The organism is Arcanobacterium wilhelmae (assembly GCF_029632765.1).
Classification (GTDB): domain Bacteria; phylum Actinomycetota; class Actinomycetes; order Actinomycetales; family Actinomycetaceae; genus Arcanobacterium; species Arcanobacterium wilhelmae.
Genome location: NZ_CP121247.1, coordinates 1724890 through 1748243, shown reverse-complemented (window position 1 = coordinate 1748243; position 23354 = coordinate 1724890). Strand labels below are relative to the sequence as shown.

At 60.7% G+C, this 23354-nt stretch carries 21 protein-coding genes; 14 read left to right on the top strand and 7 right to left on the bottom strand.

Features of this window, described 5'->3' with window-relative positions:
• Window positions 1–29: 29 nt before the first annotated feature.
• Entirely contained in the window at window positions 30–851 is an 822-nt protein-coding gene (locus tag P8A24_RS07810) for an exodeoxyribonuclease III (protein WP_278058076.1), read from the bottom strand.
• Window positions 852–977: 126 nt separating this feature from the next.
• On the opposite strand from P8A24_RS07810, the gene P8A24_RS07805 reads away from it, so the two are divergent.
• The 7 genes from P8A24_RS07805 (at window position 978) to P8A24_RS07775 (ending at window position 12069) form a co-directional block, all read left to right on the top strand.
• Window positions 978–1745, top strand: coding sequence for an SDR family NAD(P)-dependent oxidoreductase (locus tag P8A24_RS07805; RefSeq protein ID WP_278058074.1), 768 nt, complete (start codon window positions 978–980; stop codon window positions 1743–1745).
• Between the two features lie 54 nt (window positions 1746–1799).
• Window positions 1800–2360, top strand: a complete 561-nt coding sequence (locus tag P8A24_RS07800) for a type IV toxin-antitoxin system AbiEi family antitoxin domain-containing protein (RefSeq protein ID WP_278058072.1) — start codon at window positions 1800–1802, stop codon at window positions 2358–2360.
• Window positions 2353–3282, top strand: coding sequence for a nucleotidyl transferase AbiEii/AbiGii toxin family protein (locus P8A24_RS07795; RefSeq protein WP_278058069.1), 930 nt, complete (start codon window positions 2353–2355; stop codon window positions 3280–3282). Before P8A24_RS07800 ends, P8A24_RS07795 begins: the two co-directional genes overlap by 8 nt.
• A gap of 282 nt (window positions 3283–3564) precedes the next feature.
• Entirely contained in the window at window positions 3565–4107 is a 543-nt protein-coding gene (locus tag P8A24_RS07790; protein WP_278058067.1) for a hypothetical protein, read from the top strand.
• A 100-nt stretch (window positions 4108–4207) separates the two neighbouring features.
• Complete coding sequence (locus P8A24_RS07785) at window positions 4208–4912, top strand: TrmH family RNA methyltransferase (RefSeq protein ID WP_278058065.1); 705 nt, start codon at window positions 4208–4210, stop codon at window positions 4910–4912.
• Between the two features lie 423 nt (window positions 4913–5335).
• A complete protein-coding gene (locus tag P8A24_RS07780; protein ID WP_278058063.1) occupies window positions 5336–6073 on the top strand; it encodes a hypothetical protein in 738 nt (245 codons plus the stop codon).
• Window positions 6031–12069, top strand: a complete 6039-nt coding sequence (locus tag P8A24_RS07775) for a YPDG domain-containing protein (RefSeq protein WP_278058061.1) — start codon at window positions 6031–6033, stop codon at window positions 12067–12069. Before P8A24_RS07780 ends, P8A24_RS07775 begins: the two co-directional genes overlap by 43 nt.
• Before the next feature lie 111 nt (window positions 12070–12180).
• On the opposite strand, the gene P8A24_RS07770 is transcribed toward P8A24_RS07775, so the two are convergent.
• Entirely contained in the window at window positions 12181–13014 is an 834-nt protein-coding gene (locus P8A24_RS07770) for a Sir2 family NAD-dependent protein deacetylase (protein ID WP_278058059.1), read from the bottom strand.
• A 424-nt stretch (window positions 13015–13438) separates the two neighbouring features.
• Here P8A24_RS07770 and fbaA point away from each other — a divergent pair, with 424 nt between their 5' ends.
• The 3 genes from fbaA (at window position 13439) to P8A24_RS07755 (ending at window position 16487) form a co-directional block, all read left to right on the top strand.
• Window positions 13439–14479 carry a class II fructose-bisphosphate aldolase gene (fbaA, locus tag P8A24_RS07765; protein ID WP_278060242.1) on the top strand — a complete coding sequence of 347 codons (1041 nt, stop codon included), beginning with the start codon at window positions 13439–13441 and terminating at the stop codon, window positions 14477–14479.
• A gap of 356 nt (window positions 14480–14835) precedes the next feature.
• Window positions 14836–16287 carry an NAD(P)/FAD-dependent oxidoreductase gene (locus P8A24_RS07760; protein ID WP_278058057.1) on the top strand — a complete coding sequence of 484 codons (1452 nt, stop codon included), beginning with the start codon at window positions 14836–14838 and terminating at the stop codon, window positions 16285–16287.
• Window positions 16288–16319: 32 nt separating this feature from the next.
• On the top strand, window positions 16320–16487 hold the full coding sequence (locus P8A24_RS07755) for a hypothetical protein (protein ID WP_278058055.1): 168 nt from the start codon (window positions 16320–16322) through the stop codon (window positions 16485–16487).
• A 59-nt stretch (window positions 16488–16546) separates the two neighbouring features.
• Here P8A24_RS07755 and P8A24_RS07750 read toward each other — a convergent pair whose 3' ends face one another.
• Complete coding sequence (locus P8A24_RS07750) at window positions 16547–17638, bottom strand: hypothetical protein (protein ID WP_278058053.1); 1092 nt, start codon at window positions 17636–17638, stop codon at window positions 16547–16549.
• 177 nt (window positions 17639–17815) lie between these two features.
• Between P8A24_RS07750 and P8A24_RS07745 the strand changes: the two genes are divergently transcribed.
• The 3 genes from P8A24_RS07745 (at window position 17816) to P8A24_RS07735 (ending at window position 20428) form a co-directional block, all read left to right on the top strand.
• Entirely contained in the window at window positions 17816–18499 is a 684-nt protein-coding gene (locus P8A24_RS07745) for a TetR/AcrR family transcriptional regulator (protein WP_278058051.1), read from the top strand.
• A gap of 229 nt (window positions 18500–18728) precedes the next feature.
• Complete coding sequence (gdhA, locus tag P8A24_RS07740; RefSeq protein WP_278058049.1) at window positions 18729–20069, top strand: NADP-specific glutamate dehydrogenase; 1341 nt, start codon at window positions 18729–18731, stop codon at window positions 20067–20069.
• A complete protein-coding gene (locus P8A24_RS07735; protein ID WP_278058047.1) occupies window positions 20069–20428 on the top strand; it encodes a sterol carrier family protein in 360 nt (119 codons plus the stop codon). Before gdhA ends, P8A24_RS07735 begins: the two co-directional genes overlap by 1 nt.
• Before the next feature lie 172 nt (window positions 20429–20600).
• Here P8A24_RS07735 and P8A24_RS07730 read toward each other — a convergent pair whose 3' ends face one another.
• From P8A24_RS07730 to P8A24_RS07720, 3 genes are all read right to left on the bottom strand, one after another.
• The gene (locus P8A24_RS07730) at window positions 20601–20810 is read right to left on the bottom strand and encodes a DUF3073 domain-containing protein (protein WP_278060241.1); all 210 of its coding nucleotides are present in this window, start codon (window positions 20808–20810) and stop codon (window positions 20601–20603) included.
• 150 nt (window positions 20811–20960) lie between these two features.
• Window positions 20961–21320, bottom strand: coding sequence for a DUF3618 domain-containing protein (locus P8A24_RS07725; RefSeq protein WP_278058045.1), 360 nt, complete (start codon window positions 21318–21320; stop codon window positions 20961–20963).
• The gene (locus P8A24_RS07720; protein WP_278058043.1) at window positions 21317–21721 is read right to left on the bottom strand and encodes a phage holin family protein; all 405 of its coding nucleotides are present in this window, start codon (window positions 21719–21721) and stop codon (window positions 21317–21319) included. Before P8A24_RS07720 ends, P8A24_RS07725 begins: the two co-directional genes overlap by 4 nt.
• A 148-nt stretch (window positions 21722–21869) precedes the next feature.
• On the opposite strand from P8A24_RS07720, the gene tpx reads away from it, so the two are divergent.
• A complete protein-coding gene (tpx, locus tag P8A24_RS07715; RefSeq protein WP_278058040.1) occupies window positions 21870–22367 on the top strand; it encodes a thiol peroxidase in 498 nt (165 codons plus the stop codon).
• A gap of 234 nt (window positions 22368–22601) precedes the next feature.
• Here tpx and P8A24_RS07710 read toward each other — a convergent pair whose 3' ends face one another.
• Complete coding sequence (locus P8A24_RS07710; protein ID WP_278058038.1) at window positions 22602–23219, bottom strand: HAD-IA family hydrolase; 618 nt, start codon at window positions 23217–23219, stop codon at window positions 22602–22604.
• Window positions 23220–23354: the final 135 nt, after the last annotated feature.

Genomic DNA, 23354 nt, shown 5'->3' with positions numbered 1-23354 from the left:
CTCGTCCTGCGGGTGCGCACCTAGGTGGCCTACTCGAACTCGACGATTACGGGTACGTGGTCTGAGGCGCCTTTGCCTTTGCGTTCGTCGCGGTCGATCTCGCCTGCAACGGCACGCGCGGCCAACGCCGGCGATCCATACAAGAAATCAATCCGCATTCCCTCATTCTTGGGGAACCGCAGCTTTTGGTAGTCCCAGAACGTGTAGTTCGTTGCGAACGCGCGGCTCATTTCCTGTAAGCCCACCTGCTCGAATGCGAAGAATGCCTCGCGTTCCGCGTCGGTCAAATACAGCCCGTGGTCCATGGCGGCCGGGTCCCACACGTCTGCATCCGTAGGGATCACGTTCCAGTCGCCGACGATCGCGAACTGCGCCTCAGCGTCGGCGGCAAGCCAGCTGGCGGCGGCCTCGCGCAGCGCACGCAGGAAGTCGAGTTTGTAGTGGTAGTGCGGGTCGCCGACGGCGCGGCCATTGGGCACGTACACGCTCCACACGTCCACGCCGCCAACGCGCGCCCCGATCGCGCGCGCCTCGAGCGGCCCGGCGAGGTAGCCGGCCGACTCGCGGTCCGTCCCCGTAACCTCGCCTTTCACGAACCCGGGCTGACCGGGGAACTCGGTACGCACGTCCTCGAGTGGCTCGCGCGCGATCAGTGCTACGCCATTCCACTGGTTGAGGCCGTGGGCGGCTACGTGGTAGCCGGCCTCTTCGAAGGCTGCGAGCGGGAACTGCTCGGGTTTGCACTTGATTTCTTGCAGGGCGAGTACGTCGAGCTCGTGCCGTTCGAGCACCGCCAGCGCGCGCTCCCAGCGGGTGCGGATTGAGTTGATGTTCCAGGTTGCGATCTTCATGGGCTCCAGCCTACCCGCCGACGCCGGTGCGCGGCTGGCGCTGCTGGCCCCGGCTCCCGTTGACGCGGTTCCCTGCCGGCCCCACCTCCCGTCGCCTGACCCACCCCCTGCGGTACTCTTGCCGGTATGGGTACAGCTTTGATTACGGGCGCGAGCGCGGGGCTTGGCGCGGAGTTTGCGTGGCAGTTGGCGGCGGAGCATACGGATGTGGTGTTGGTGGCGAGGAATGCCGCTCGCCTGGAGGAGCTCGCTGGGAAGATCCGCAACACGCTTGGCACGTCCGCCGAGGCCCTCCCGGCGGATCTCGCGAACCCTGTAGATCTCGCACGCGTGGCCGAGCGCCTTCGCTCCGAATCCTCCCCTATCGGTTTGCTGGTTAATAATGCGGGTTTCGGCTTGGGGCAAGATTTTGTGGGTGGCGATCTGGAGCGCGAGCTCAACGCTCTGGACGTGATGGTGCGCGCGCCGCTCGTTCTTTCCCACGCAGCAGCAGGCGCGATGGCGGCCCGCGGCGCCGGCGCGATTATTAACGTTTCGTCGCTGACGTCGCTGACGGCGCAGGGCACGTACAGTGCACATAAGGCCTGGTTGCGCACGTTTTCTGAGGGGCTTGCGGCGGAGCTGGGCCCGCGTGGCGTGCATGTTACGGCCGTGACGCCGGGCTTGATCCGCACGGAGTTCCACGAGCGTAGTCATGTGGACGCCTCGCAGTGGCCGGGTTTTGTTTTTGCGGAGCCGGAAACTGTGGTTGCCGCTGCGCTCGACGCCGCCCGCGCGGGCCGCGTCATTACCACGCCCACCCCTCTCTACAAGGTGGCGTCGGCGGCGCTGCGCGCGATGCCGCGCGCTCTGGTGCGCCGCGTTGCAGGCCCGTCTCTCTCGGGCCGAAACTGATCCTCACCCATAGGAGTGAATGTCAAAACCTTACCAAAATAGTAAGGTTTTGACATGGGAAAGATTGACGAACTTCGCGAGATTGCGCTGGATCAGCACGGTTACGTTGCAACTGCTCAAGCGCATGAACTGGGGGTTACAGACGCTGATTTGTCGAAGATGGTTGCTCGTGGCCGTATTGAGCGCGTGGAGCGTGGCGTTTATCTGATTCCGGGCACGCCGGAACACGAGTTCGGTGACTATCAGCGGGCTCTGCTGTGGACAGGCCATGCCGAATCGGCTGTCAGCCATGTGAGCGCATTGAACCTGTGGGGCGTAACAGATGCGTTGCCAGATGTGGTTGATGTAGTTCTTCCTACTAAAACCCGTCTTCGGCGTGCGGGTGGCCGCATGGTTCGTGTGCATTTTGAAGACCTCCTCCAGGCGGATATGACGTGGCACGAGGGGATTCGTGTGGTCCGTCCTCAGGTCGCGCTGAAACAAGTTATTGTCTCGGGTTTCCCTACCTATTTGGTGAAGGAGTCGTTACGCAAGGCAGTGAAGGCGCGGCTGATTTCGCCTGTAGTTTCGCGTGATCTGCGGCGCCAGTGCGAGGAGCGGGATGCAAATGTCTGAGCGGCAGTTGATTGAACAGGTGAGTGGACTTGCGCCGAAAGGTAAAGTACCTGCGTCTGCGAGAGTTTTGGAGACGTGGATTGCTCAGGCGAGCCGTCGTTTTGGGATGGCTGGTCCGAGGCTCGGTTGGCTTGTTGCATCGTCGATAGTTGCAACGATTTTGGGGGAAGTTGTCGACGACGCCGGTGTGCCAATTTTCCTCGTTAAAGGTGGCACCGCATTGCAGTACCGCTTGGGTGGATCGGGGCGGACGACGCGAGATTTTGATGGTTTGGTTCGTGGCGATTTTGCAGATTTTTTCGCTCGTCTTGATGGAGTGATTGCACATGGTTGGCCACCGTTTGATGTTGAAAGAACGGACGTTGAGGAAATCGAGGTGCCGTCGAGGCTAGTAAACCCTCGCCGATTTGACATGGTCTTGAAGTTGCGGGGTGTGAGATGGCGCCGTGTTCAGATTGAGATCGGTTCAGACGAGGCAGGGGCTGGTGAGGTGCCAGAGTTGGTGAATCTTCCTTCGCTCAAGGGTTTTGGTTTGGATGCGCGCGTTCAGGTGATGGCTTTGTCGCTTGCATATCAGGTGGCTCAGAAGCTGCATGCGGTGTCGGATCCGCATTGTCCGCCAGATGAACCGAATGATCGCGCTCGCGATTTGATGGACCTGGTTCTGCTTCGTGAGCTTTGCAAAGCGGCTGAGGTTTCAGATCGTGAAGTGCGCTTAGCTTGTGAAGCTGTGTTTCGTGTGCGTGCGGAGGAGGCGAAGACCTTAGGTCGCTCGCCGCGTGTGTGGCCTCCGAATATTGTTGCCTACCCACATTGGAGTTCGAGCTTTGTGGATGCTGCGGACTCGGCAGGTGTGGTTCTGACTCTAGAGTCCGCTTTGAGCCTGGTACAGAGTTGGGCCCGAGACATTGAGCAGGCGTAATGGCTCTTTTTGGCGGCGGCGGTCCATTTCGCGAATCTTAGTTTTTTGCCCTGCTCAGACGAAACGGTGACTTTTTGGGAATGGTGTGCCATTTTTTTGGCACATCATTCCCGCTGTGTCACCGGTTTGTCACACGAACGCGGGTAGAGTTACTTCCGTGGGCCATCAATTGTGCCCGACGCCGGTGCTTGCGTTTCGTGTTCGTGCGGCTTTCGTGGGTGTGTTGCGTCGAACCCGCGCCCGCTGATCGCCCGCCACTAGCCTCCCAAGAAAGGACCACAAATGTCTCTCTCAACGAATGATCCGTTGAAGGCTCGCTTGAGCGCGGCGATGGAGCCGCTCACTTCGGCGGACGAGATCGTCCCACGTATTGTTTTCGATTCTGAGCTGGGCCCGCTCGCGGGCCATGTCCTGTTGGATCTCCTGGAGGAGAATGGCGCCGGCCCTGAGGAGGCGCAGGTGGTTGTGGCGGTTGGTGAAGGCTCGGGTTTGCTTGCGATGCAGGTGCAGGCTGCGGCGGCGGCCCGTGGCTTGGGTTATCACGTGGCGCTGGGGCATGTTCCGGATCCTGCTTCCCCGGAGTTGCCGATTATCGGCGAGGAGCGTCTCGACGGCGCCGACGTCGTCATCGACGATACGGGCGCCACTCCGAACGATTTTTTGACGCGCCTGGCCTGGCGCTTGTATAACGCGAATGCGAATACGTTGGCGATCGCGATTCTGGGCTGGCCGGGTTACGTGGGGAGTTTCGGTGGCGCTGATGAGGATATTGACGCCCCGATCCCGCTCTATGTTGCGATTGAGAAGGACGTGTACGGCGCCTAGCCGCGCCGACGCCGGTGCCCGGGCCGCGTCTACCCCGCGCCGACGCCGGTGCCCGAGCCACGTGAGAGTTATTTCGCTGTTTTTGTCTGAAGGAGCCCTGATGAATACGACGCCGAACCCGAACGAAGCGCCCACCCCAGCCGCCGAAGCCTCAGAGGCGTCGGGCGGCACGGATGTCGAGCCGTTGCGTTTTGATTTCAATAAAGAGGTGTTGGTGGGGGTGGGCCCGTGGGAGGGCCCGCTCCCGAACGATCCGCGTTTTGATCCGGAGCTTCTGGCGAATGGTGACCGTCGCAACGTGATCGATAAGTACCGCTATTGGAGCGTGGAGGCGATTAAGGCGGATCTGGATCTTTCGCGTTCCGCGCTCCATATCGCGATCGAGAATTTGGCGCATGATCTGAACATCGGCTCGATTGTGCGCACGGGTAATGCGTTTAACGTGGCGGGCGTGCATATTGTGGGGAAGAAGCGTTGGAATCGTAGGGGCGCGTTGGTGACGGACCGTTACATGGACGTCCACAACCATCCCGACGCCGCCTCTCTTGGCGAGTGGGCGCGCGACGCCGGTTACACGGTGGTTGCGGTGGATAATACGGCCGGTTCCACTCCGCTCCAGGCTACGGCTCTGCCAGAGAAGTGTGTGTTGGTGTTTGGCCAGGAGTCGACGGGCCTTTCCGAGGAGTTGCAGGCGCTCGCGGAGTTGAAGGTGTTCATTCCTCAGTTTGGCTCGACTCGTTCGATGAATGTTGCCGCGGCTGCCGCTGTGGTTCAGTACGAGTGGATGCGTCAGCATCGTTTGTGATTCTCGTTCCCATGTCCGAGATGTGGACATTTTCCGCGAACGATGTGGAGAAATTTTGGTGTGTCCGTTCGTGTTTAGGGTGGGGGAGTGAGCACGTGAGATGTGTGGTATTTTGCCGTCTTTTCGCCAAAATGGAGTGCAACACATTTTCCACGTCTGAAATTATGTTCACACCCTCGTGACCTGGGGAAACACCGGGAGTGGTGATGTTTCTGCAGGTCATGGGGGTGGTGGTTTCCCGGATGATCGGCGGCAAGGGCGCCGTCTGAACAAATGAGTGATTGCGATTTACCTGGGAGTGCCATTAATGTTGCATGAGAATGAAGGTAGTGCGAGTGGCATGGATTTGCCGGTGATCACACAAATGACACGCAACGGGGTGCACCACCACTGGCGCCTCGGCGAATCACAGTAAGGACACACATGAACAAGAAGATTTATCGCGGCGGAAGCATTCTGCTGGCGAGTGCGATTGCGGCCACGATGGCCGCGGCGGGCGTGAGCCCGGCAGCGGCCTACGTGGAGCCGCCGTCCAATACAGGTAATAACTATGGGCGCAATATTAATCAAGATCTCACGAGTCAAAGTTTTAACCTCAAAGATCAGATGGCCTCTGTTCGAATGGGCAACGGGGTGGTTTTGTCGTGGGTGCGCGTGGACGTAAATAACAACCCCGATGGAGGCGGTCAATATGGGTACCTGGTGGTAGATGCCAGTAATATCAGCGATCCGAACCGCATGGCAGATGGTATTGGCTTAGAGTTCAGCAACATTCCGACCTTTGGTGCTGGCGTTCCGACGATCACTCCTTTGGGCGCCGGACAAAATGTTCCCATTCATTTACCGGATAACACAACGAAAACGATCCAAACGACTGCTTCCGTTGTGGGTTTGCCTTTAGCGTCATCGGGTGGAACAAGCGGCACCATTAAGAATGGCACATGGAGTGTCGGCGAGCGGCTTTTGAACTCTGATAAGACAATCAATCCTGGGGTTGTGGCCTACAAGATTACAGACACAGCTGCTCCGCTTTTTACGCAACGAATGGGCAATTCACCGCCTCGTTTGCTCGTGGAACGCAGTGGTTGCCGTATCCGAATGAAGCCGATAGTGGCGCCGTGCTCAACCAGCAGTACACCAGCAATCCATCGGCCTTCATGACGGATGGCACTCCACTCAACTCTACCATCAGCTTCGACCTTAACAATTTCACCACTGACCAGAGTCAGGGTGCCGCCGCTGCGAACATTCATGATAGCTATACGGGCATTGATTTTACACGCTGGAAGTTCAGCGTAACGGACCCGAAGGGCAACGTGTTGTTCTCGGACGTAGACATCATTGATCCGGGCAACTGGAGCTCTGGGCAAGAACAGACTGATCCGGTAACCAACGAACTTTTCTATACCACATCCAAAAACGGGATTACCGTGAAAGTGTCTATCGGTACTGATGGCAGGGGAGATCCTCTTTACCGCGCCTCGATTGAGATAGAAAAAGGCGCGGTCATCAACGGTGGTGAGTTGAAGGTGAAATCCTATCTCACCCCGCGCAAGAAAAACGTGGATAGTAATCGATACAACGAAGGTGACGAGATCCTCAAGGACGGCACCAACTACAACAGGTATTACAACCTCATCACCGGCGCATTTGTCGATTCGCCGGATGCCGTCACCCCCGCAATTTGGCAGGCCCCGAACTTCGGTTTCGCCTACCCCGAGGATTCCTTCGTTGTGGCACCGGGTACCAAGGCTGTCGCCGTGCCTTCGTTTGATCAGAGCGCACCGGATAGCGTCGTCTCCCCGCTACCTACGGGTGCCAAATTCATTTTGGATACCCGCAATGGCATTACTCTGAGTGACGGTACCAAGCTGAATGTCGCCGAAACGGCGCCTGGTTCCGGTATCTGGACCGGCGGCGGCTGGACTATCACCATTAACAAGCGCAATGGCTCTATCACTGCCCAGCCGAACTTCTCCGTGCCTAATGATCAGAAGATCACCGTGCCAGTGCTGGCAATTTACCCCGACACCGTCACGAAAGATGGATTCCCGGTCGGCGACCCGAATACCACCGGCGTTGTGGATTCCTCTATTTCAGGCACAAAGGACTCCTCTGCGCGTCTAGATTCGGTGACGTTCACCGCCTCCACGCAGTATGCGAACCTCTACCAGCCGAAGTACACCGAGCAGACGATTCGTGCTGGCGCAACCGCAACTGACAAAGTCAATTGGCCAGCCAACACAGTCGACGGCGGCAAGGTACAGAACATCGACGGCGATACGCCGTACAACGGCGAGAATCCGCCGAATGACCTCACTCCGGCTATCGCGCCGAAGTACGAGATCCTGAACACCTACACCCCGCCCGCTGGCTGGGCTATCACCGTCGGCCCGGATGGCACCGTTGATTACAAGACGCCGTCGACTGCGCCCGATGGCCAGTGGACCGCAGTCCCAGTGCTCGTGACCTACCCCGACGACACACAGGATCTGGTGTATTCCATCCTGCACGTTTACAAGGATCCGAACCTCGCAGCACGCTACGTGATCCCGAACTACGGCACCGAGGTGGACTATCCGAACGTTAAGCAGGATCAGTTAGTGCAATTCGCCGACCCTGCCGTTCCTGGTGACGGTCGCGCGACTGTAATCAAGTATTCGCTCCCCGGTGGCACTCTGGATAAGCCCATTACCACTGGTACTGTGACTGACCTTCGTGGCAACGTTTGGACCGTCACCATTGACCCAACGACCGGCGAGGTGACCGCAACAGCACCAGAGACTGCACTCCCGGGCGATACCATCTCGGTCGCTGTGCACGCCCTCTATGACGAAAACGGCGATGGTATCCAAGACTTCGACTACATCACGCCCGCCCTGTTCGGTATCAAGGACTTCTACCCGGATTACAACTCGAAGATCACGCAGCCTCTGATCCCGAGTGCAAACCAGCAGGTAGCGAGCGTTCCTCAGGGGACCACCTTCAAGCTCTCGGTGGATACGGGCAACAAGGATGTCAACGGCAACCCTGTCTACGCCGACGTGACCGACTGGACTGTTGGCGCAGACGGTAAGCAGTATGCGCAGTACAAAGATGATCAGGGCAAGGTCTGGCAGGTTCAAATCGATTCTGCCACCGGCACCGTGACAGCCACTCCTCCGGCTGACGCACTGAATGGTGCGAAGTTGCGCGTTTACGTTACCGCAACCCACGAGAGCGTTGGTAAGACGGTTCGTGCGGACTTCTACGTGCTGTACGAGAACGTTCCCCCGGAGTACCAACACGTGGCAACCACGCCTGAAAAGGAGGCGCTGAACAAGCCGATTACTACGGGCATGAAGAATGTCCTTGGTGACAATGGGCTTACCATTCGCGAGGGCTGGACCGCTCCTGATGGCTGGAAGGTTTCCATTGACCGTGATGGCATTGTTCACGCTACCCCGGACAAGACCGTTCCCAATGGTGGCATCCTCGACGTGCCTGTAACGGTCCATTACATGGACGGCACCACGGCAGAGATCTTTGCGTCCTTCTCCAACTCGTTTGTGGCTAACCAGCCGCCGACGTACACGCACACCGCGGTAACTCCGGGTAAAGAGGCGACTCAGAAGCCGAACACGCAGGACGCTAAGAATGTGAAGGCGGACGGCTACTCGCTGGCCACTAACGCTGAGGGTAATCCGATCACCTTCCCAGGCTGGACTGTCACAGTCGACCAAGATGGCACAGTTCACGCGACCGCTGATGCCACCGTGCCAAACGGTGCGACCATCGCTGTTCCAGTGCAGGTGACCTATGAAGATGGCACCAAGGGATTTGTGAACGCGACGTTCTCGAACAGCTACAACAACCAGCCGCCGGCATACCCGCACATGGCAACGACCCCGGGTGTGGCAGTAGCCTCTGAGCCGAACGAGGAGCAGGCTGCGAACGTGAAGTCCTACGAGCTGGACGGCTACGCCGCTCCCGCTGGCTGGACCGTATCGATCGACGACAAGGGCAAAGTCACTGCAACGCCTAACAAGACCGTTAAGGATGGCGCGGTGATCAACGTGCCGGTGAAGGTCACCTACAACAATGGTGACGTCGCCACCGTCGTCGCGTCCTTTAGCAACCAGCTTGAAAACGTGCCGCCGGAGTACGCCCACCAGGCCACCACGCCTGGCCAGGAGGCAACGTCCGCACCGCAGACTGATGCCGCCAAGAACGTGAAGTCCATCGCCAAGAGCACTGACTTCAAGGACGTTCCAGGCTGGACTGTGACCGTCGATCCCAACGGCACTGTTCACGCCACCCCGGATGCAACCGTCCCCAACGGTGCGACGCTGAACGTGCCGATGACCGTCACCTACGAGGACGGCACCACGGCCACCGTCTACGCTTCGTTCTCGAACTCCTACACCAACCTCCCTCCGGAGTATGTTGTGACCGCTGTGACACCGAACGAGCCGCGTACCAGCAACGCGCCTGACGGTGGCAAGAACGTGGCAACGGACAACCCGTACGCGCTTGCTACGCCGAAGGACTGGACCGATAACGGCGACGGCACCTACTCCACCCCAGATGGCTGGACGGTGAAGCTTAATCCGAGCACCGGCGAGGTTACCGCGACCGCGGATGAGAATGTGCCGAACGGTGGCACCCTCAACGTGCCAGTTGAAGTCACCTTCGCCGACGGCACGAAGGCCACAGTGAACGCACCGTTCGCGAACTCCTTCAACGAGCAGGACCCTGCGGCACCGGTCTACGAGCACAAGACTGTGAAGCCAGGAACTCCGGTCGACTCGCAGCCTGATGTGACAAACGCGAAGAACGTTCAGGACAAGGGCGGCTACGCCCTGCCGGCTAATTACAAGGCTCCGGCTGGCTGGACCGTGAAGATCAACCCGGATACCGGCGTCGTCACCGCCACGGCGGATAACACCGTGAAGAACGGCGAGGCGATCAACGTGCCGGTTACCGTCACCTACAAGGACGGCAACACGGCGACGGTGAATGCTTCGTTCTCGAACGTGACCGACCCGATCCCAACCACGATCCCGGTTCCGTTCGAGACAAAGATTGAATACGATCCGAACCTGCCTGCTGGTACCACTCAGGAAACCACCGCCGGTAAGAACGGCTCCCAGAGCTACGATCCGACAACCGGTAAGTGGACCGTGACCGAGCAGCCCACCACCCGCGTGGTCAAGGTCGGTACCAAGCCCGCCACCGGCGAGCAGCAGATCGCCTACGTGAAGCCGATTCCGTACGAGACCACGGTGCGTATCAACCCGGCGCTCAAGCCCGGCGAGATTAAGACCGTCACCGAGGGCAAGCCTGGTTCGGATACGTACACTCAGAAGGTGACGTTCAACCCAGACGGCACCACGACGACGTCGGACCCGGCAGTGGACCCGACCAAGCACGTCGACCCGGTGAACGCCGTCGTCGAGGTGGGTCCGCCGGTGGATAACCCGGGCGAGGTCACCAAGACCTGGACCGAGCCGATCCCGTTCAAGGTTGTCTACAAGTACGATCCGACCGTCCCGGCCGGCACGTACACAGTGGAAACCCCCGGCGTGGCCGGCGAGCAGACCACCACGTGGACCCAGAAGCTCAACAACTCGCAGCCCGTGGGCGATCCGACCCAGACCACTGAGCAGACCAAGGCTCCGGTGGACGAGGTCGTCGTGATCGGCACCCAGCCGGCAGCAGTTGAGCCGCGACCGGTTCCGTTCGACGTCGAAATCAAGTACGACAACACGCTCAAGGCCGGGGAAACTAAGGTGACCCAGGAGGGCGTGCCTGGCACCGAAACCTACAACCCGGAAACGGGCAAGTGGGAGCAGACCAAGGCGCCGCAGAAGAAGATCATCACCGTCGGCACCCTCCAGCAGGGCGGCGAGTCCGACGTGACCTACACCAAGCAGGTTCCGTTCGAGGTAGAGGTTCGCGTGAACCCGAACCTCAAGCCGGGCGAAACCAAGACGGTGCAGGAAGGCGTGCCGGGTGAGCAGACCTACACCCAGCACCTGACCTTCAACCCGGACGGCACGGTCACCAAGGGTGATCCGACGCTGACCGACGAGAAGGCTCCGGTCAAGCAGATCATCGAAGTTGGCCCAGGCCAGCCGGCAACCGCCGACGTGCCTTTCAAGACTGAGATCAAGTTCGATCCGACCCTGCCAGTGGGGCAGACCAAGGTCCAGACCCCGGGTGTTCCGGGTAAGCAGACCTGGGATCCGAACACCGGGAAGTGGACGGTGACCACCCCGCCGACCAACGAGGTCGTGCTCGTGGGTGCAGCCTTCGGGTTCATCAACCCCGAATACGACGGCTCCCAGGTGCAGCCTGAGGTGGCGAAGGTTCTGACAAACACCACCCACCCGACCTTCAAGGATGGTGTGATCCCGGCCGACGCGAAGTACTCGCTCGAGTCCGAGGTTCCGGCCGGATGGACCGTTGTGGTAGATCCGAAGACTGGCGACGTCACCGTCACCGCTCCGAAGGGCGCCAAGACCGGCGACGAGCTGATCTTCAAGGTTCGCGTGGACTACACGGACCTGGCTGGCAAGCCGGCCGTGGAGCACGCCGCGGGCTACGTGTGGGTACTGAACTCCGCAAAGCCTGAGGTACCGCCGACGCCGGAGAAGCCGAAGCCTGAGGATCCGAAGCCGCCGACTCCGCCGGTTGATCCGGAGAAGCCGAAGCCTGAGGATCCGAAGCCGCCGGTTGATCCGGAGAAGCCGAAGCCTGAGGATCCGACGCCGCCGACGCCGCCGATGCCTCCGGTTCCGCCGGTTCCGCCGACGCCTCCGGTTCCGCCGACGCCTCCGGTTCCGCCGACGCCTCCGGTTCCGCCGACGCCTCCGGTTCCGCCGACGCCTCCGGTTCCGCCGACGCCTCCGGTTCCGCCGACGCCTCCGGTTCCGCCGACGCCTCCGGTTCCGCCGGTTCCGCCGACGCCGGACAAGCCCAAGCCGAACCCGGCTCCGGTTCCTCCGAAGCGTGGCAAGCACTCGATGCCTCCGGCTCCGCAGACTCCTGCCCCGAAGCATGAGGGTCTGCCGATGACCGGCTCGAACGCGGCGTCCATGGGCGTCATGGCTGCAGCGCTCGGCCTGATGGGCATGTCAGTTGTTGTGGTGGCTCGCCGCCGCAAGAACAGCTGAGTGAGCTGAGTAATAACGGGGATGGGCTGGAAGCACAAGCTTCCAGCCCATCCCCGTTTTTCCGCGGCGCTCTCACCAGGGCGTTTTACATTTCTCGGTGCTCACCTCTCGCTACGCGCCCAGAAGCTCGACTGTACGCTCCAGCACCTCGCTCGCCCCGGCGTCGACCCTCAGATCCGCAAAACGATCGCCCGCCGTCGCCCCGCGATTCACGATCGCAACCGGGCCACCCTGCGCCCACGCCTGACGCATCACCCACATCCCTGTGGAAACCTGGAGCGACGTGCCAACCACCAAAACTGCGTCGGCCGCGGTCGCCGCGCTCATCGCGCCATCCATCGCCTCGCTCGGCAACCCCTCTCCGAAAAACACCACCGACGGTTTCACGATCCCGCCGCAACGCGGGCAGGGAGCGACGCGGAAAGTTGAACGTTCGGCGTCGGCGCGGCGTGCGGGAGCCAAGATCACCGGTAACTCGTCCGTCTCGGGCCAACCCGGGTTCAGTGCGCTCAGCAGTTCGCCGTACTCCTCGCGCGGGAAACGGGTGCTGCAATCGATGCAATCCACGGTGGCGAACGAGCCGTGCAACTCCCACACGTTGTCCTGGCCGCTTGCACGGTCTAAGCCGTCCACGTTCTGTGTGGCGTTGCCGCTCACCAGGCCCGCGCGCTCCAACGCTGCAATCGCATGATGCGCCGGCGTTGGCTGCATGCGCAACATCTGGCGCCACGTTTCGTGATTACGCTGCCACACCCACGCTCGCCACACCGGGTCGGTAACGAACATGTTGAAGTCGATTGACGGCTCCTGGGTAGTGCCCGTGCCGCGATAATCCGGCAGGCCGGCGTCGGTGGACGTTCCCGCACCCGAGACGACGATCGTGCGCTTGCCCTCCAGGAACGCAGCGAGTGCGTGGGCGGCTTCCTGGGCGTCCTCGAAAAACATGGTGGCCTCCTTTTGTATTGGGGTCCGTGCGTTAATCTGTCAATCGCGTGAGGCGTTGCTCTATGCGCAATACCTCGCGCAAGTGATTGAGTTGTGCACGCAGCCAGCGCTGGTGTGAGGCTGTGGGGCCAGTCTACGCCCGGGGATGTGGTGGAGGGCTGGCCTGCGTTGCGAGCGTGGGGCGGATTGGGGCTCGGGCGTGGGGCGGGGCCCGTGCACAACTCCGTCAATCCAGCCAGGCGTTGCTCTATGCGCAACGCCTCGCGCAAGTGATTGAGTTGTGCACGCGACTAGGCGCGCGGTCCCAAGCCGGGCACCGGCGTCGGGATCGTGAGGGAGTGGGAAGCCAAACAGGCGTCTGGGACTTTGAGGTGTGGGAAAGAGTGCGAAAGCGTGGAATAATAGAGGGCGTCAGACAAAGTCGATAAAGGAGCTCACTCAAGTGGCTATCGCAACCCCTGAAGTTTACAACGAGATGATCGACCGCGCTAAGGCGGGCAAGTTCGCATACCCGGCGATCAACGTGACGTCCTCGCAGACCCTCTCCGCAGCCATCAAGGGCTTCGCGGACGCTGAGTCGGACGGCATCATCCAGGTGTCGGTTGGCGGCGCCGAGTACTGGTCGGGCTCCACGGTGAAGGATCGCGTTGCCGGTTCGCTCGCCATGGTGGCATACGCCAAGGAAATCGCCAAGAACTACGATGTGAACATTGCGCTTCACACCGATCACTGCGCCAAGCAGAACATCGATTCGTGGCTCCGCCCGCTCCTCGAGCTCGAGGCTGAGGAAGTGAAGGCTGGCCGCCTTCCGTTCTTCCAGTCGCACATGTGGGACGGCTCGGCTGTTCCGCTCGAGGAGAACCTCGAGATCGCTAAGGAGCTCCTCGCTATGGCGAAGGCTGCGAACACCATCCTCGAGATCGAGATCGGCGCTGTTGGCGGCGAAGAGGACGGCGTTGTTGGCGAGATCAACGAGAAGCTGTACACCACCGCTGAGGATGCCCTCAAGACCATCGATGCTCTCGGCATGGGCGAGAACGGCCGCTACATCACCGCTCTGACCTTCGGTAACGTGCACGGCGCCTACAAGCCGGGCCACGTGAAGCTCCGCCCGGAGCTCCTCGGCGAGATCCAGGCCGAGGTTGGCGCCAAGGTCGGCAAGGAGATGCCGTTCGATCTCGTGATGCACGGCGGCTCCGGCTCCACCGCTGAGGAAATCGCCACCGCAGTGCGCAACGGCGTCATCAAGATGAACGTGGATACCGATACGCAGTACGCGTTCACCCGCCCGGTTGTGGACTGGATGCTGAAGAACTACGACGGCGTGCTCAAGATTGACGGCGAGGTTGGCAACAAGAAGAAGTACGATCCGCGCGCTTGGGGCAAGGAAGCTGAAGCCGGCATGGCTGCTCGCGTTGTTGAGGCTTGCGAGCGCCTCGGCTCGACCGGCACCAAGATGAAGTGAGCTAGCGCTTAACAGGCTGGGGGCTGCGATTCGTCGCAGCCCCCAGTTTTTTCTGCCCGCCCAGTTTTTTGTGCGCGCCCAGTTTTTTGTGCGCGCCCAGTTTTTTGTGCCCGCCCGTTTTTTGTGCACGTTGTGTGGTCGTGTTCCGGAAGTGGGTATCCTCACCCAGCTGATTTGCCTTTTATACCCATGGGGGTATGATGGGTGCCACAAGAGCAGATAGGACTTTCGTACCGCGCCTTCCGGGTCCCGGATTGCACAATTCCTGCTGGAAGGAACGGGGAGCCCAAGCTCCACACGTCACCCTAAAAGCTACAACTACCAGCAAGGATGCTGGTCGAGTCAAAGGTTAGAATATGGCAGACATCGTCGTCCTCGGCGCTGGCGTCGCCGGCCACACCGCAGCTCTCCATCTGCGGCGTTTGGTGGGCCAGGAGCACAACGTCACCGTCGTCACCCCGAATTCTCATTACAACTGGATCCCGTCCAATATCTGGGTTGGTGTGGGTAAGATGCCGCATAAGAAGGTGGTGTTCCCGCTTGCGCCGATCTACAAGCGCAAGAAAATCAACTACGTTCAGGCGAAGGCGTTCGCGATTCACCCGCAGGGGGATTCGGCGAGCGATCGTGGTTTCGTCGAGGTGGAGCGCACGAGCTCTGCGAATCGTGGCGAGCTTGCGCGAATCCCGTTCGACTATCTCGTGAACGCCACCGGCCCGCGCCTGAACTTCGCGGCCACGGAGGGGCTCGGCCCGGACGGTTTTACCGTGTCCGTCTGTACCGCCGACCATGCGGTGGAGGCGGCGAAGCGCCTTGCCGAGGCGATGGACGCGATGCGTGCCGGGAAGAAGCAGACGATCGTGATCGGCACCGGCCACGGCACCTGCACCTGCCAGGGCGCCGCGTTCGAATATCTGTTCAACGTGGAGCACGAGATCCGCGAGGCCGGCCTTCGCGATATGGCCCGGATCATCTACCTCACGAACGAGCACCAGCTCGGCGATTTCGGCGTCGGTGGCATGACGTTCAAGCAGAACGGCTTCGAGACGACGTCGGAGCTGTGGACGTCTTCCCTGTTCCGCGAGCGTGGGGTTGAGCCGATCGTGGCTGCCGCCGTGCAGCGCGTGGAGGAGGGGAAGATCTTCTACGAGACGATCGATGGTGAAAAGCATGAGCTCGAGTTCGATTTCTCGATGCTGATCCCGCCGTTCTCAGGTCAGCCGTTCAACGCGTACGATCGTGAGGGGAACGATATTACGTCGGAGATTTTTGCGCCGAGCGGTTTTATGAAGGTGGATGCGGATTATTCGCCGAAGCCGTTTGAGGAGTGGCGTGCCGAGGATTGGCCGGAGACTTACGAGGTGCCGGGCTATCCGAATATGTTCGCTGCTGGTATTGCGTTCGCACCCCCGCACCAGATTTCGAAGCCGGGGAAGTCGCCGAATGGCACGGTGATTGCGCCGGCTCCGCCGCGTACGGGAATGCCGTCGGGCATGATCGGCAAGGCTGTGGCTGTGACGATCGCGAACCGGATCAAGGATCCGAAGGCGGCTGCTCAGAAGAGCTCGATGGCGCACATGGGTGCCGCATGTGTCGCGTCGGCTGGCACGGGCCTGCGCAAGGGTACTGCTGCTGCAATGACCATGTACCCGGTAGTCAAGGATTACGAAACATACGAGACCGGGCGCGACATGAAGCAGACCACCGGGCAGATTGGCCTCTACGGGCACTGGGTGAAGCTCATGCTCCACTACCTGTTCATCTATAAGGCGAAGGCGTTGCCGGGATGGCAACTCATCCCTGAATAATTAATGTCAGAGACGGAAAGGAACGAGTTGACATGTCTGAGGTGAAGAATCCGCAGCCTGTTGTGGACATTTCGAAAGCGCCCTTGCCCACTAAGGGCACATTGCGTGCACGCCATTGCTTGCCGTTGCAGCTGGCAAAGTTCGTGGGCTTCAACCTGTCGATGACCAAAATGGTGATCCGCGGGCATCTCGGGAAGTGACATCAAAGGTGTGGGGGCTGCGGAATTTTCCGCAGCCCCCACACCGTTTCGCGTATCAATCAGCGCAGGAAAGGATTGTCGTTGTGGCCTTGATCCATCACAGTACCCGGATTCTCAGCCTGAGCAGCCTCCGGAGCCTGAGCTGAAGCAACATCCGGCTGGGAAGCTTCGGCATCGGCCGGAGCCTCTGCCGGAGCCTCTGCCGGAGCCTCGGCCAGAGCCTCGGCAGCGCCCGGCATGTCCGCGCCCTCGCCCGGAACCGGGGTTGACGGCGTCGCCGTCGGGGTCGCTGGGGTTGCCGGAGCTGGAGCCACGCCCGTTGGGTCGGTGGGCTGTGCCTGCGGAACAACCGGCGCGCCCGGAGCGGTGCCCTGTGCGGGTGCGGCCGGACCAGCCGGCGTCGCGCCCTGGAGCGGCGCGCCTGGAGCGAATGGCGCCGCGGCGGGCGCAGCCGCACCGTCTGGGCCAACGTAGTTACCGGCGGCCTTGTTCTTGTTCTTCTTCGCGGCGAGCACCAGCCACGCCACGATGCCAAGGATCACGAGCACTGCAACGGCGATGCCGATCCACAGGCCGATCTTCGAGCTAGCTGAGGCTGTCTTCTTACCTTCGACGCGGATGCCCTTCGCGATCGTCTTGAGATCTGTGAAGGTGGCGCGGTTTCCGTTGATTTCCGCGCCTTCCGAAGCGGAGACAATTTCGCCTGGAGTCTCAACCGTGAGGGAGAGGTTCATCGGGAACGGGAGGTTCTCGATCTGGTCGAGCTCGTTACCCGAGGGCATCTTGTCTTTGGGGGTTTCGTAAACGTAGGTGGTGTCGGTCTCTGTAAATCCTTGAGCTTTGCCCACTTTCGGATCGATCTTCGAGGTGGCAGTGAGCTTGCAGTGGAGGTTCCCGCCGTTAGTGAGATCTTCGACGTCGAACTTCGCATCGCGGCCGGTGGGGAGGTTCTCGAGCTGCTGCTTGAACATATCGCAGTTGACGTTGCCGGCAGCGAGCTTCGTTAGTGAACCGTCGGTGTCGGTCATTTCCATGATGGCCGAGGCGGTGCGATCCTCGTTGAATCGCATGGTGACGTTGGCATCGCAAGCGCCGAACAGCAGAGCTGCTGGGAGTGCAATCGCGACGGCTTTCAGCCATTTGGAAGCCATGGGGGTCCTTTCGTGAGGTAGGCGTATTTTGCCGACGTTTGGTTTTGCCAGCAATTCATTCATTCTACCTGACTGGCGATACCAACACGTAGCCTCCTGCTCAGGGCGGAGGGGGGAATAGGTGAAACGGGCGGTAGAATTAATTGGTCTTTTCGCTTTCACAAGGAGTTTTTCGTCATGTCCGAAGCCGCGCATACGGCACAAGAGCGCATTGATCGCCGAAGTGTACGCTGGGTAAAGCACCGCGAGGAACGCTACGAGACCCTGATCGCCCAGGCGATGGAAGTGATTCGTCAGAACGGCGCCACGGTTTCAATGGACCAGATGGCGGAGGAACTTGGCACGTCGAAGTCGATTATTTACCGCTATTTCGGGGATAAGTTCGGCTTGCAGCGCGCGGTTGCAATGCGCTGTGTCGAGGAGTGGAAGGCCACCTTGGAGGAGGATTACCGCAATGGTGTGTCGCTTGCGGAGCTGGTGCGCCGTTCCTTGTTGTCGTATTTCACGATGCTTGCTGACGATCCGGAGGTCTATATTTTTATGACGTCGGCGCCGGTGGAACACGGAGCGGTTGCGGCTCTCGTTGGTGAGAGTAACGAGCCTCTTCTGTTGACGATTTCGGCGGCTGTTCCTGAGGTGTTGGCGGGCGACGGCGTGCTGGGTGATGCTCGTTCACGCGTGTGGGCTGTGGGGATGGTGTCGTTTGTGCGCGGCGTGGGCGAGAAGTGGTTGCGGGCTCGCCAGGAGGCGGCGCGTGGGGATGGCGCACTGTCGGCTGAGGCGGATCGTGCGCTCGTGGAGCTCAGCGCCGAGGAAATGGCGGATCTGGTGGCCTCGATGATCGCGTCTGCCCTCGGGTGAGTGCTGGCCCGCGGCCGGCGGCCAGAACGCCGCATACTTGGGGCTCCTAAAATTTACGTCGCTTTTTTGGCGCCTCGAGCCGTATATCGGCTCGAGGCGCCATTTTTCGAACCAAAATTTTAGGTAGGCAATGTATGGTCGGTTTTCGCTTCCACGATGTGGAAGCTCAGGCGCGCGCCGGCGCGATGTTTTAGGCTGAACCCAGCACCCCAAGAGTGAAGGAGACAGCGTGATTATTCGCGAAGAAATCATTGCAGGTATCGAGCGCCGCAACGGCTCGCAGCCGGAGTTCGTTCAGGCCGTGGGCGAGGTTGTGGATTCGCTTGGCGGCCTGCTGGCCAAGCGCCCGGAGTACGCGGATGGCGCGCTCCTTGAGCGTATGGTGGAGCCGGAGCGCCAAATCATGTTCCGTGTTGCCTGGGTGGACGACGCCGGCCAGGTCCAGGTGAACCGCGGCTACCGTATCGAGTTCAATTCGGCGCTCGGCCCGTACAAGGGCGGCCTGCGTTTCCATCCCTCGGTGAACCTGTCGGTGGTGAAGTTCCTGGGCTTCGAGCAGATTTTCAAGAACGCGCTCACGGGCCAGATGATTGGCGGAGGCAAGGGCGGCTCGGATTTCGATCCGCATGGGAAGTCGGATGCCGAGGTGATGCGTTTTTGCCAGGCGTTTATGACGGAGCTGCATCGCCACATCGGCGCGCTGACGGATGTTCCCGCGGGCGATATTGGTGTGGGCGGCCGCGAGATCGGCTACCTGTATGGCCAGTACAAGCGGATTGTGAATCGTTTCGAGGCGGGCGTGCTTACGGGCAAGGGCCTGGATTGGGGCGGCTCGCTGGCGCGTACGGAGGCCACGGGTTATGGCCTGGTGATGTTTGCGCGCGAGATGCTCGCAGCGAAGGGTGATTCGTTGGACGGCAAGAAGGTTGCGATTTCGGGTTCGGGGAACGTGGCGATTTATGCGGCGCAGAAGGCGCAGGCGCTGGGCGCCACCGTGGTGACGGTGTCGGATTCGGCGGGTGCTGTTTACGATCCGGCCGGCATCGACGTCGAGCTTCTCAAGCAGGTCAAGGAGGTCGAGCGCGGGCGCGTGTTGGATTATGCGCAGCGCCTTGGCGGCTCGGCCCAGTATCTCGAGGGTGCACGTCCGTGGGGAGCGGCCGACGTCGACGTCGCGCTTCCGTGCGCTACCCAGAACGAGCTCGACGAGGCTGATATGGCTACGCTGATCCAGGGTGGTGTGAAGCTCGTGGCTGAGGGTGCAAACATGCCGTTGACGAACGAAGCAATCGACGCCGCGAAGGCTGCTGGCGTGTTGTATGCGCCGGGTAAGGCGGCGAACGCGGGCGGCGTGGCGACGTCGGCGCTGGAGATGGCACAGAATGCGGGCTTCGCGAAGTGGTCGTTTGAGGAGGTCGAGGGCAAGCTCGATCAGATCATGCGTGATATTCATTCGGCGTCGCTGGAGGCCGCGGATGCGGTTGGTGCACCGGGCGATTACCAGGTGGGTGCGAACGTTGCCGGGTTTATCAAGGTTGCGGACGCGATGCTCGCCCAGGGCGTTATGTAATGAAGCGCCGGATTTCTTCCGAGGAAGGACTGGAGGCTTTGCGTGTGTACGTGCGCGGGGGAGAGGTGTCGAAGCAGACGCTGGCGACGGCGGTGCGGTTTGCTCTCGAGGAGTTTGCGGAGCGTCATCCGGGGCATGCGGTGGAGATCCGCGTACCGTGGATTGGCGCTGTGCAGGCAATTGAGGGTGTGAATCATCGCCGTGGTACGCCGCCGAATGTGGTGGAGATGGCCGGTCAGACGTGGCTTGATCTGGTTCTGGGGCGCGAGGTGGACGAGTTCGCGATCTCGCATTCGGGGAATCGTGCGGATTTGAGCCCGTACATGCCGTTATTCGGCCCGGCACAGCTCGGAATTTGAGTGGTTGGTCCGGTTCTAGCCGGCCCAACCACATGTACGTGAAGCAAGCTAGGGCGCGTCGCGAGCGTGCTTGGCTGAATGCTCAACCGCATATGTGGGCTCTCGGATGTGAATGTAGTGGAGGGCGAGGCCAACAGGCCTCGCCCTCCACTCACGTCAGCACGATCGGAAATTACTTCCAGTCGTCGTCATCCCAGTCATCAGTTGCTGGGGGAACCTCGTAGCGATCCGGATCGTACTCGTCCCAATCGTCGGCGCTTTCGTCCTTCTCATTGTGGGAAGTAAGTTCGCGCTCGAGTGCCTGGTAATCGGTTTCTGGGCTGAAGTACTTTAGATCGCGTGCCACTTTACGCTGCTTGGCTCTCTGACGGCCGCGCCCCATAGGCTCGACCTCCCTCAACTCTCGAAGGGGCATCACACCCCAAATGTTTCACATCAATTTCCGGCCCCAGTTTACTCGTTTCCGCGCGTGAACTCTACGTGGGATGTTCGCCAGGGCCGAACTGTCTCGAAATGAGTAGCGTTCGGTGCGTTACTTCTTGAAGATTGCTCGGGCAACCAGGCCGAGCACCACGGTGCCGGCGGCAGCGAGGATGGCGATGGCCTTGCGGTCGCCGTTCTTGGCGTCGTCCACGAGCCCGGTGGCCTTTGCCTTGGCCTCATCGACCTTCGCGAAAGCGGCGGCCTTCGCATCTTCGCCGAGACGCTTCGGATCGAGCTTCGCTGCGAGTTCGTTCACGGTGGCGGTCATTTCCTCGCGCACGCGCTGCATATCCTTTTCGATCTGCTCGGGCGTTCGGTTATCCGGTGCGTCGTTGTGGACTTCGTAATCCTTGGCGGATTTGCGAGCCGCATCGGCGGCTGCTTGCACCTTGTTCGCTGCTTCAGTCACTTGGTAAATCCCTTCTTTACTGCGTCGACGTCTTTTGTCAGGCCCGCCTTCGGGTCGACAACGTTTTGCTTCGACGACTTAATTTTTGCCAGCGCGACCAGCGCCAGAATAATCATGATCAGGAGCAAAATGCCTGCCACGGTGAGGAAAGATGCCCACACCGGCATGATGGTAGCGAAGCCTGCCACTGCGGCGCCGAACAGGAGCGTGAGCAGGTAGAAGGCGAGCACGCCGACGACGGCGAGGATCGCGCCGCCGACACCGAGTTTGGTCACTTTCGCCTGGAGCTGGACGGTGGCGTACTTGAGTTCGTCGCGCACGAGCGCGGAGAACTGTGCGGTGATTTTCGCAACCAGCTCGCCGATGGACGAACCGGGCGTGGGGTTATTTTGGGTTGTCACGTTAGGCTCCTTAATGTCGCGCGCACTCCGCGCCACTGCTATCTCCCTATGGTATAAGACACGCTCTTTTTCTGCGCGAGCGATGTGAAAATACGCTCTTGGCGTTCACGGCTCACACCTTGGTTGGCGCACTCCTACCATAGGACCTATGACACAGATTACCATTGGCGGCAATGCCGCGACTACCGTTGGTTCTCTTCCCGAGGTCGGCTCATCGGCCCCTGATTTCACGCTGGTTGGCCAGGATTTGGCTGATCTGACGCTTGCGGATTTTGCGGGTCAGCGTGTTGTTCTCAATATTTTCCCGTCGCTGGATACGTCCACGTGTGCGGCGTCGGTCCGCCGCTTTAACCAGCTTGCTTCCTCGCTGGATAACACTGTGGTGCTGTGCGTATCAATGGATCTGCCGTTCGCAGCATCGCGTTTCTGTGTGGCTGAGGGGCTGGAGGATGTGCTTCCGGCGTCGGCTTTCCGTTCCACATTCGGCGAGGATTACGGTGTGACTCTCGAGGGAGGCGCGTTCGCTGGTCTGCTTTCGCGCGCGGTCGTCGTTCTCGACGAAGCGGGCAAGGTCGTCTACACCGAGCAGGTTGCTGAGCTCACCGAGGAGCCGGATTACGATTCCGCCGTTGCTGCGCTGAAGTAAGTTATTCGCATCAAAGCCGGCGGTTGCGTTCGCTTCCGCCGGCTTTGCCACGCCCGACGTCGGTGGGCCGTGGGTCGACGTCGGTGGGGCGCTTCTGGTGCGCAACCGTAGCTTGTGCGTAACTCAATCAATCGGGCGAGGCGTTGCTGCATGCGCAACGCCTGGACGAACTGACAGAGTTCTGCACGTAACTAGTGGCCCGACGTCGGTGGGTCGTGGGTTGACGTCGGTGGCTCAGCTGAGCATGGGTACTTCCGCGAGCGAGCGGATCGTCCAGTCGGCGTCGGTACGAACGCGGCGGCCGGCGGGAGCGAGGAGAGCTGCGCGCAGGCCAGCGGAGCGGGCGGCGGTAATGTCGATTTCGCGGTCGCCAACGGCGATCGCTTTCTCGGGCGCGAGTCCGGTGCGCGAGAGCATCTCACGGAACATTGCAGGGTCGGGTTTGCGGGGGAAGCCGTCGGGCGCGCAGACCATATCGGAAATGAGGTGCGCCAGCTCGTGTTGCTCGAGCAGTGTGGTGGCGGACGGGCGGTCGCGATGCGTGACGATCATGTTCGCCCCGCCGCCAGCGACGATCGCCTCGAGTGCCTCGCGAGCTCCCGCGATGAGGGGCGCCGGCTCCCTCTCCCACGAGGCTTTTAATGCGTCATAGGAGGCGTGTAGCTCGCCTTCGGATAGGTCGAAACGCTGGGCGAGGGTCTGGATTGCGGAAGAGATCGAGCGCCGCGTCAGCGTGGCGACGCGTTCGGGAGTAATCTGCCCACCGGCGTCGGCGACCTTGCCTGCCAGCATCGTGTTGACCGGTGAGTACGTATCGATGAGCGTTCCGCCCATATCCCACATCACGTTCATAGTGCCAGTCTACGTTGGCGTTCACGGCTCGATCTGGGTGCTCGTACCTAGGCGTGCACCCGTGCTGAAGTTACCGTGCATGTGTGGTTGGGTCGCACGTTAGTTGGGAATGTTCGCTCTGGCTGGTGCTTGAGG